The organism is Streptomyces muensis (assembly GCF_021474425.1).
Taxonomy (GTDB): Bacteria; Actinomycetota; Actinomycetes; order Streptomycetales; family Streptomycetaceae; genus Streptomyces; species Streptomyces muensis.
The window spans coordinates 1-10,169 of the sequence record NZ_JAKEIP010000278.1 but is presented as its reverse complement, the minus strand read 5'-3'; the positions used below and the strand labels follow the sequence as shown (position 1 = coordinate 10,169).

Annotated in this window: 6 protein-coding genes; all 6 read left to right on the top strand. The window is 73.3% G+C overall.

Going from position 1 to position 10,169, the window contains the following annotated elements:
* The first annotated feature begins 235 nt into the window (after window positions 1-235).
* A complete protein-coding gene (locus L0P92_RS37335) occupies window positions 236-598 on the top strand; it encodes a DUF1304 domain-containing protein (protein ID WP_234767511.1) in 363 nt (120 codons plus the stop codon).
* A gap of 398 nt (window positions 599-996) precedes the next feature.
* Window positions 997-4,584 carry a WD40 repeat domain-containing protein gene (locus tag L0P92_RS37330; RefSeq protein ID WP_372497392.1) on the top strand — a complete coding sequence of 1,196 codons (3,588 nt, stop codon included), beginning with the start codon at window positions 997-999 and terminating at the stop codon, window positions 4,582-4,584.
* A 356-nt stretch (window positions 4,585-4,940) separates the two neighbouring features.
* Window positions 4,941-6,221, top strand: coding sequence for a glycosyltransferase (locus L0P92_RS37325; RefSeq protein WP_234767510.1), 1,281 nt, complete (start codon window positions 4,941-4,943; stop codon window positions 6,219-6,221).
* A gap of 80 nt (window positions 6,222-6,301) precedes the next feature.
* Window positions 6,302-7,651, top strand: coding sequence for a hypothetical protein (locus tag L0P92_RS37320; RefSeq protein WP_234767509.1), 1,350 nt, complete (start codon window positions 6,302-6,304; stop codon window positions 7,649-7,651).
* A 147-nt stretch (window positions 7,652-7,798) separates the two neighbouring features.
* Complete coding sequence (locus L0P92_RS37315; protein WP_234767508.1) at window positions 7,799-8,452, top strand: ribosome-inactivating family protein; 654 nt, start codon at window positions 7,799-7,801, stop codon at window positions 8,450-8,452.
* A gap of 50 nt (window positions 8,453-8,502) precedes the next feature.
* The coding region (locus L0P92_RS37310) for a helix-turn-helix domain-containing protein (RefSeq protein WP_443733832.1) at window positions 8,503-10,169 on the top strand (1,667 nt) is incomplete at its 3' end.

The following is a 10,169-nucleotide window of genomic DNA, read 5'->3' as shown; positions in this document are numbered from 1 at the left end:
CCACCGATGTCACCCGAGTCCCGCTCCTTCGTCGCCGGGGCCGACTCCGGCGACGAAGGAGAGTGACTCGGGTGACATCGGTGGGGCTCCTGGGGAAGGGGAGCTCCAATCTCGCGCCGGGGCGAGGGCCGCCACCTCGGCCGAACGGTCACCGTTCACCGGCCGGGAAGCGGGCCGCTCGGCCGAAAGTCGGACCGCCCGACGGGGCCGGAACGCCCACCGGCACAATCACCGCATGCAAACGCTCTCTGTCGTCCTCGTCGCCCTCATGGCGCTGCTGCACGCCTACATCCTGGTCCTGGAGATGTTCCTCTGGCAGCGCGGCCCGGGCCGTCGCTTCCACGGCTTCGACGCCGAACTGGCCCGCACCACCGCGCCGCTGGCCGCCAACCAGGGCCTCTACAACGGCTTCCTCGCCGCAGGCCTGGTCTGGGGCCTGATCGCCGACGACCCGACCGGCTACCGCGTCCAGATCTTCTTCCTGTCCTGCATCGTCGTCGCGGGCGTGTACGGCGCGGCCACCGCCAACCGCCGCATCCTCTTCGCCCAGGCGCTGCCCGCCGCCGTGAGCCTCGCCGCGGTCGTCGCGGCCGGCTGAGCCCCCTTCCTCTTCCGCATCGCTCGTTCGCTCGTTCGTTCGTTCGTTCGTTCGCGGTAGCACAGCGGCTGGCGTCCGGCCGTGCCGTGGGCCGGTGCGGCCGTCAGGGTTGATCGGCTCCGGCGAACATCACAGCCGGAAAGGGTTCTCGCCCGAGGGGGGCGAAAAGTACCTTGTGCTGCTGATCAGCATGTTCTTCTTGTATGTGAAAGAGGCTTCGTCATGGGGCGTCCCGAACTACCGGTCGACCCGGCGGCCGGCCCCGTGCAGCGACTCGCCCACGATCTTCGGGAGCTGCGCCGCTCGGCGGGGGGCGTGTCGTACCGGACCATGGCGAAGCAGGCCGGCTTCTCGGTGACGACCCTGGCGAAAGCGGCGAGCGACTGCCTTCGCTGCCTGTGCTCCAGGCGTACGTCCAGGCATGCGGAGAGGACCCCGCCCCGTGGGAGGCACGGTGGGCGGAGGCCGAGGCGCTGGCCGGGGAGGAGCGGCAGGAGGACGCCGACGCCGCCCCGCCCTACCGTGGCCTCGCGCGCTTCGAGCCGGACGACCGCGAGCTGTTCTTCGGCCGGGACCGGCTGATCGAGGAGCTGAGCGAGCTGGGGTGCGGGTCCCCGTTCGCCGTGCTGTTCGGGGCGTCCGGCAGCGGCAAGTCCTCCCTGCTGCGGGCCGGGCTGATTCCGCTGCTGCGGGAGAGGATCGCGCAGCAGGGGCGTACGGCGGTGCTGCGCATCCTCACTCCGGGAGCCCGGCCCGCGACCACGTACGGACATCTGCTGACGCCGGCCGCCGACGAGCCCGAGAGCTGGGTGGTGGTGGACCAGTTCGAGGAGGTCTTCACGCTGTGCCGCGAGCGCGCCGAGCGGGACCGCTTCCTCGACCTGCTGCTCGCCGCGCGGGACCCGGGCAGCCGGCTGCGCGTCCTCATCGCCGTACGGTCGGACTTCTACGCGCGGTGCGCCGAGCACCCGCGGCTGGCGGAGGCGCTGCACACCAGCGGGCTCCTGGTGCGGCCCATGACCGCGGACGAGCTGCGCGAGGCGGTGATCGGTCCCGCGCAGGCGGCCGGGCTCATCGTGGAACGGACCCTGACCGCGCGGATCGTCGAGGACGTGCTCGACGAGCCCGGCGGACTGCCGATGCTGTCCCACGCCCTGCTGGAGACCTGGCGGCGGCGCAAGGGACGGATGCTGACCCTGGCAGCCTACGAAGCGGCCGGCGGGGTGCGCGGCGCCATCGCGGCCAGCGCCGAGGAGGCGTACGGGGAACTCTCACCGGCGCAGGCGCACGCCGCCCGGCACCTGCTCCTGCGGATGGTCGAGCCCGGCCAGGGCAACGCCGACACGCGCCGCCCGCTCGGCTGGGAGGAGATGGCCGGGTGGGAGGACCCCGAGGTGCGGGCCGTCGCCGGGCGGCTGACCCGGGCCCGGCTGCTGACCACCGACGACGACGGGGTGCAGCTCGCCCACGAGGCGCTCATCACCTGCTGGCCGCGGCTGCGCGAGTGGATCGACGCGGACCGGGAGCGGCTGCGCCACCACCGTCAGCTGACCGACGCCGCCCGTACCTGGCTGGAGCACGACCGCGACCCGGGCACGCTCTACCGGGGCACCCGCCTGGCGCGGGCCGAGGAACTGTTCGCGGGCGGCGACGGCAGCGAGGACGGCGGCTACGACGGTCTGACCTCCGACGAGACGGCCTTCCTGTTCACCGCGGTGGAGCAGCGGGCGACGGAGGAGCGGGTCGCCACCCGGGCCCGGCGCCGCAGCCGCACGCTGACGGCCTCGCTCTGCGCCGTGCTGGCGGTGGCCCTGGTCGTCGGGCTGACCGCCCTGCGGCTGCGTCAGGACAGCGAGCAGCAGGCCACCGACACGGCGGCCCGCCGGGTGGCCGCGGTCGCCGAGGCGATGCGGACCACCGACCCGCGCACCGCGATGCTGCTCGGTGTCGCCGCATGGCGGACCTCCGACCTGCCGGAGTCCCGCCGAGCCCTGCTGGGCGCGCTGGCCCAGCCCGAACTGGGCAACTTCGCCGACCCCACGCCCGGTGCCGAACCGTCCCGGTTCCTCGACGTCTCCGGGCGAACCCTGCTCAGCGTCGGCCCCGACTCCACCTCGCGGACGTGGGACCTGGACACCCACCGCCGTATCGCCTCGGGGCCGGTACCCGACGGGGGCATACTCGGCGCGGGCCCTGGCGGCCGGGTGCTCGTCATCTCGGCCACTGACAGGACCCAGCGGCTGTGGGACAACCGGGCGAGGCGCTGGATCGGGAGTGCCCTGTCGCTCGGTTACCAGGTGAAGTTCGGGGCGAGTGGCCGCAACTACCTGATGACGAGCGTGACCGACGACCGGGTGGGGCTCCACTCCGCCACCGACAGCCATCTGGTCTTCCGGACCCCGTCGGCCGGCAGTGAGCGGCCCGCCGACGCGGCGACCGACGGCGATCGGCTGCTGGCCGTCTGCCCGCACGGCGGGACCCTGCGAGTCTGGGACGCGGCCACGCGCGGCGAACGGTCCGGTGCCTGGACGAGCGCTCGCGGCGTCTGCGACGACAACACCCGCCTCGGCCTCGGCGGCGGCCGGCTCTTCGCTCTCACCGAGGGCCGCCGGGTGCGCGTATGGGACGCCACGTCGGGACGGGAGCTCGCCGACGTCGCCCACCCGGGAGTCCTCTCGGCCGTCGTGAGCGCGGACGGCTCGTTCCTTGCGACCAACGGTGGCGAGGAGATCAGGGTGTGGCGGCTGCCCAGCGGCGGCGCCCCCGTCTTCCGGCACTCCCTGGACAACGCGTCGCTCTCCGGTCTCGCCTTCGACTCCTCGCGGCCCCTGCTGCGGTACCTCGAAGGGGGCACGGTCCACACCCTCGACCTCACCTCGACGCTCACCAGCGCCTGGCGCGGGAGTCCGCTCGCCGGAGTGCGGCTCAGCCCCGACGGCAGGACGCTCGCCACCGCCGAACTCATCGGTGACCGCTATGTCTTCCAGCTGCGCAGCACGCGCGACGGCCGACTGCTGCGCACCCTGCCGACCCCGCCGCTTCCCGGCCGGCGCACCGGAGCACCGGCGGCCCTCACGGACGACGAGACCGAGCCGCTGCTGTCCTTCAGCCCCGAGGGAGGCGCGTTGGCGTACGGAGTCCTCGTCGACGGCGGCGAGGACACGTCGCCTCTGCGTCTGACGGTGTGGGACGTGGCCGCCGGACACGTCAAGACCACGCTGGACCTGGAAACGGCGCCCGTGACGCCCGCGGCGGCATACCTGGAGCCCCGTGACAGGGTCGCCCTGGGACCCGGCGGTCGTACGCTCCTCACCGCTCGGGTGGCTTCCGACGGCTTCGTCAACGAGACATGGGACACCGTGCGGCAGCGCAGGACGGCGGTGCTCCCCGGCCCGGGCGGCGATCATCTCGCCGTCAGCCCGGACGGCAAGCTCCTCGTGACCGACAACCGCTTCGTCCGAGCGGGCCGGTCCCACGCCCACGACCTCGTCCAGCGCGACGGCATAGGAACCATCGCCTTCGCGCCCGACGGCTCCGGCCTGGCGGCGAGCGACTGGACCGGGCGAGTGGCCCTCTGGGACGGCGGCCTCCGGCACCGGGCGGGCATCCTGAGGAACGTCTTCCTGGCGCCCGTCGATCCGTCCTCCGACTCGGCCGAGGCGATCACGGCTCTGGCGTTCAGTCCGGACGGCGGCACGCTCGCCGTGGGCGGCGACTCGGGGACCGTCCAGCTCTGGGACATCGCGACCCAGCAGCCGCTCGGTCCTTCTCTGCGCACCCCCGGTGGCAGCGTCGACACGCTCGCCTTCAGCCCGGACAGCACCACGCTGTACGCGGGTGGCGCGCGAGTCCCGCTCCAGCGGTACGTGGTGGATCCGGAGCGGGCGGTGTCCCTCGTCTGCGCCCGTACCGGGAACGCCGAGCTGACTCGCGCGCAGTGGCGCGCATACGTTCCGGACCAGCCCTACAGGCGGGTCTGCTCCTGACCTGACCGTAAGTAGTGGCCGTGGCGCGGGAGCTGTCCGCCCAGCCGCTCCACGAGGTCGATCAAAGTCCCTTGGCGGCGACGCCCTCGGTGATGTCCCGGGCGGCCTTCGACGCCCGGCCGCCGTACCCGGATCTCCTCCCGTCAGGCGTCGCCGGAGACCTCTGCGCCGGACACTCCGTCACCGCCCACAGAGTTGTTTGACCAGGCAAAAGGGACGTGCCAAACAACATTCCGGTTGCGAGCGTCGGCAGAAGAGCGCCCGAACCCGGCCCGACTCGGGCGCGGTCGCCTCGCCGCAGGCGAACACAGCGGCACTGACCAGCGACACCACAGGAAACCCGGGGGACGCCGCACGTGCGCATCGCCTTCCTGCTGCACAACGCGTACGCGATGGGCGGCACCGTACGAACGACCATGACGCTCGCCGACACGCTCGCAGGGCGACACCAGGTGGAACTCGTGTCGGTCTTCCGGCACCGCGAGAAACCGCAGCTGGGGCGCTCGCCCGAGGTGCCGCTGCGGGCCCTGGTGGACCGGCGCGAGGGATCCGCGGACGCGGCCGACCCGCTCGCCCGGCGGGCCGGAGAGGTCTTCCCGAAGGGGGACAGCCGCTCGCACCAGTACCACCGGCTCGCCGAGCAGCGGGTCATCGACTGGCTGCGGGAGACGGACGCCGACGTCGTCGTGGGCACCAGGGCCGGCCTCAACGCGCTGCTGGCCCGTTTCGGGCCACGCCATGCCGTACGCGTCGGCCAGGAGCACCTCACCCACGACAACCACCCGCACCGACTGCGCACGGAACTCCAGCGCTGGTACGGCGGTCTCGACGCGCTGGTCACCATGACCGAGGCCGACGCGCGCGACCACCGGCGTGGCATGCGGCTGCCGCGCACCCGGGTGCTGGCCATCCCCAACAGCGTCCCCGAACCCGCGGTGCCGCCGGCCGACGCGGCGGCGAAGGTCGTCGTCGCGGCGGGACGGCTGGCCCGCGTCAAGCGGTACGAGATGCTGGTCGACGCGTTCGCCCTGGCCGGCGCGGCCTGCCCCGACTGGTCGCTGCGCATCTACGGGGACGGCGCGGAGCGGGCCCGGATAGCCGACCGGATAGCCCACCACGGCCTGGGGGAGCGGGTCTTCCTGATGGGTTCGGCCACGCCCATCGAGGCCGAGTGGGTCAAGGGCTCCATCGCCGCGGTGACCTCCGCGCACGAGTCGTTCGGGATGACGATCGTGGAGGCCATGCGCTGCGGCCTGCCCGTGGTGAGCACCGACTGTCCCCACGGGCCCGGCGAGATCATCCGCCACGGTGTGGACGGCCATCTCGTCCCGCGCGACAGCACCCGGGGCGTGGCCGACGCGCTGCTGGCACTGATGCGGGACGACGGACGGCGTGCGGAGATGGGCAGGGCCGCCCGGGCCGGTGCGGCGGAACGCTTCACCCCGGATGGCGTCGCCGACCGCTACGAGCGTCTGTTCAGCACCCTGGTGGAGGAACGCGCCGGGCGTTCCGCTCCTCCACCACCACCCGGCCCGCCCGACTGGCGCGACCGCGCCACCGTGCTCGCCGCCACGGCAGGCATCCTCACCCGCGCGGCGGTGCGCCGCGGGCGGCGCAAGCTGGGGTGGGTCCGATGAACGCGGATCGCACAGCGGCCTCGGCACAGTCTCCGACACAGGCTTCGGCACACTCTTCGGCCCGGCGGATGCTGTGGATCGTGGCCGTCGGTTTCTGTCTGCTGTCGGTCGTCCTCGTCCCGCTCACCCTGCCGCTCGGCTGGGACGAGCTCGTGTACGCCAGCCGCTTCGGACCGTACGGTCCCGCGACCCCGTTCAGCGCCCCGCGCACCCGCGGGGTCCCCCTGCTGCTCGCCCCGATCGCCTCCTGGAGCGACTCCACGGTGCTGCTCCGGGTGTGGCTGCTCCTGCTGGCCGGCGGTGCGCTCTGGCTGGGATTCCGGCCCTGGCTGCGGATCGTGCACCGCCCGGCGGCGGTGTGGGTGGCGGCCGGGCTGTACGGCAGCCTGTGGATCACTCTGTTCTACGCCGGTGCCGCGATGCCGAACCACTACACCGCTATGGGTGCCACCGCCGCGGTGGGCTGCTTCCTCGCGCCGCGTCCCCGGTACGCGGGTGTCGTGGCGGGCCTCGCGGTGGTGACCCTGATGCGGCCCAACGACGGTGTGGCCGTCGCCGCGCCGCTGCTCCTGGCCGCCGTACTGATGCCCACACTGCGCGCCCACGGCCGCCTCCGGGGGCGTCTGTCCGCCGTGGCGGCCGGACTCGTGGCGGGCGCGCTGTCCTGGGTCGTCGAGGCCGAGGTGCGGTTCGGCGGGGTGCGCGACCGGCTCGCGGAGGCCGACGAGGTCCAGGGCGGCCTGCGGGCCGTCTTCTCCCTGGGCTCCCATTTCACCTCGCTGGACGGCCCGCTGCTGTGCCGCCCCTGCACGGGCGACAGTGTGGCGCTGCCCGCGACGGAATGGTGGGTGCTGCTGCCGCTGCTGGTCGGCCTGGGGCTGTGGGCGGAGCGCCGGGCGCGCCGGTCGGCGGCACCGCTGTGGCTGGCGGTCGCGGTGGCGGCGGCCACGGCGGGGCCGTATCTCTTCTTCGTCCCCTACGCCGCGCCGCGGTTCCTGCTGCCGACCTACGCCCTGCTGGCACTCCCCGCCGCCGTCGGACTCCTCGCCGTCGTCCACCGGGCCCGCGCCCGCCGCTCGCTGCCGACAGCCGCGGTGCTCGCCCTGGCACTCCTCGGGCACCTGGGCATCCAGGCCGGGCTCGTCCACCATCATGCGGGCAACCATCAGCGGGCCCGCGGGGACTGGGTCCGGATCGCCTCCGTGCTGCGCGAGCACGGGGTGCACCCGCCCTGTGTCCTCGCGGGAAACACCTCGACGATTCCCATCGCCCACACCGCGGGCTGCACCGTCTCGGAGACCGATCCCCCGGCGCCTCCCAGTGCGCTGGTCCTCCGCGACCGGAAACCACCGCACTGGGCGCGCGACTGGCAGCGTTTTCCGGTGCCGGACACCTACCACCCCGGATGGACCGTCGTTGTACGTCCATGACGGACGGGGGCTTCGGTCCCCCCTCGGGGTCCCCGGCGCGAAGAGGCGGCGGGATTGTCTGCGGCGGCAGACGGGGCCTGCCAAACAACCTCCCGGCTGTGAGCGTCGTTCGTGACATCGCCGCACGTAGAACAACCGGAGCACACCATGCCCACCAGCGTCCTCATCGTGGTCGCCTTGTCCGTACTCCTCGGATTCCTGGTGATCGCGCTGGCGCCCAGGGACACCGAGGCATCCGGCTCGACGGCGGCGGACCGACACGTCCACTTCCCACAGGTCCACTGGAACGTCGACCACGGCTCGGCCGCCTATCTGACCATGCTCGACCAGCTCGACCAGCTGCGGAACCTCGCCGAGAAGGCCCCGCGTTTCGCCGATGTCGTGATCAGCGGCGGCAACGACACCCCCACGGTGCACGCGGTCGTACGGCTCAGGGACTTCCACGTCGTACGGTTCCTGGCCGGCGACACCCCGCACGACTTCGTCCTGAACCTCGCCTCCGGCGTCCCCGGCGCGGAGGACGCCACCGACGACAACTTCTTCCTCGGCATGGAGAGCCACGACGCGCTCGCCCGCGTCGCGAACCAGTCGCTGACCGTCGTCAACCTGTGTCAGTCCAGCCTCGAGGACAGCCTCAGGGACCTCGGCGTCCGCGGCACCGACCGCACCGCCCAGGCGTGCGGCATGCTGCGCTACGTCATCGCCATCACCGAGGCCTCCCGGTTCCGCCCCGTCGCCGACCTCATCGCGAACGGCATGGACAAGGGAACCAGGAACGGCAGGTCCTCGCCCTGTAGCTGAGCTGTGGCGACGATCTCTGACGACAGTGACGCGTGTGGGAGGTGGCTCGGGTGGGACGACGCGAGAAGCCGGTCGACCCCGAGGCCGGCCCCGTACAGCGGCTTGCGCACGAGCTGAGGGTCCTCAGGGAGAAGGCCGGGAAGCCGCCGTACCGGGAGATGGGCAGCCGGGCGGGCTACTCCACGACCGCGCTGTCCCAGGCGGCTGCCGGTGATCAGTTGCCGTCGCTGGCCGTGGTGCGGGCGTACGCCGAGGCGCTGGATGCCGATCCGGACGAATGGGAGCGGCGCTGGCGGGAGACGGACGCCGAGATCCGGGTGCCCGCGCCGGACGAGCGACCGCCGTACCGGGGGCTGGCCCGTTTCGAACCGGACGACAGCGGCCTGTTCTTCGGCCGGGATGCGCTCGTCACCGAGCTGGTCGGGATGGTGCGCGAGCACCGGTTCGCGGCGGTGTTCGGGCCGTCCGGCAGCGGTAAGTCGTCGCTGTTGCGGGCGGGACTGATCCCGAGGCTGCGGCAGGCGGCGGGAGTCGACCGGCCGGCGGTGGTGCGTGTGCTCACGCCTGGGGAGCGGCCCGCGCAGACGCACGAGAAGGCGTTCGTCCCCCGGGACGGTGACGGGGACACCTGGGTGATCGTCGATCAGTTCGAGGAGCTGTTCACCCTCTGCCACGACCGTGAGGAACGCGACGGGTTCCCCGATCTGCTGCTCGCCGCCCGGGAGCCGGAGAGTCGGCTGCGTGTGGTGCTCGCGGTCCGTGGCGACTTCTACGGCCACTGCGCCGAGCGCCGTGAGCTGGCCGAGGCGGTCTCCCGGGCCAATCTGCTGGTCGGTCCGATGAGCCGGGACGAGCTGCGCGAGGTCATCACCGGCCCGGCCGCCTCCGCCGGCCTGAACGTGGAGCGGGCGCTCACCGCCGCGGTCATCGACGAGGTCGTCGACCAGCCGGGCGCACTGCCCATGCTCTCCCACGCCCTGCTGGAGACCTGGCGCCGCCGCCGCGGCCGGTTGCTCACCCTGGCGGCGTACGAGGAGACGGGCGGTGTACGCGGCGCCATAGCCGCCACCGCCGAGGAGGTGTACGGCGGCCTGTCGGCGGATCAGGGCCGTATCGCCCGGCGCATCCTGCTCCGGCTGATCGCCCCTGGTGACGGGACGGCCGACACCCGCCGTCCGGCGTCCCGGACCGAGCTGGGCGGTGACGCTCGGGACGTGCTGGAACGCCTCGTCCTCGCCCGTCTGGTCACCTTGGACGGGGACACGGTGGAGCTTGCGCACGAGGCACTGATCAGCGGCTGGCCGCGGCTGGCCGGCTGGATCGAGGAGGGCCGGGACCGGCTGCGCGCACAGCGCCGGCTCGGTGAGGCGGCGCGCGGCTGGGAGGAGCTGGAGCGCGATCCCGGCGCGCTGTACCGGGGCAGTCGGCTGGCCCGCGCCGAGGAGCTGTTCGGCCGGCACCGGGAGGACGACCTCACCGCGCCGGAGCGGGCCTTCCTCACCGCTTCCCTCACGGCCCGGGACGCCGAGCGGGAGGCCGGGGCCCGCACCGCACGGCGGACACGTTCCCTCGCCGTCGGCCTGTCCGTGTTCCTCGTGCTGGCGCTGGCCGTGCCACAGGCGGCCGTCAGAGCGAGGGAGCCGAGCAGGAGGAGCGCGGGGCGCGAGAACAGGTCTGGGCATGAGGGGACCTCGGTGGGGGGGGGGGGCGCCCGCCG

Excerpts from the sequence above, each read along its gene's own strand:
- L0P92_RS37335 (WP_234767511.1), top strand. The coding sequence starts at position 236 with ATGCAAACGCTCTCTGTCGTCCTCGTCGCCCTCATGGCGCTGCTGCAC.
- L0P92_RS37315 (WP_234767508.1), top strand. The coding sequence starts at position 7,799 with ATGCCCACCAGCGTCCTCATCGTGGTCGCCTTGTCCGTACTCCTCGGA.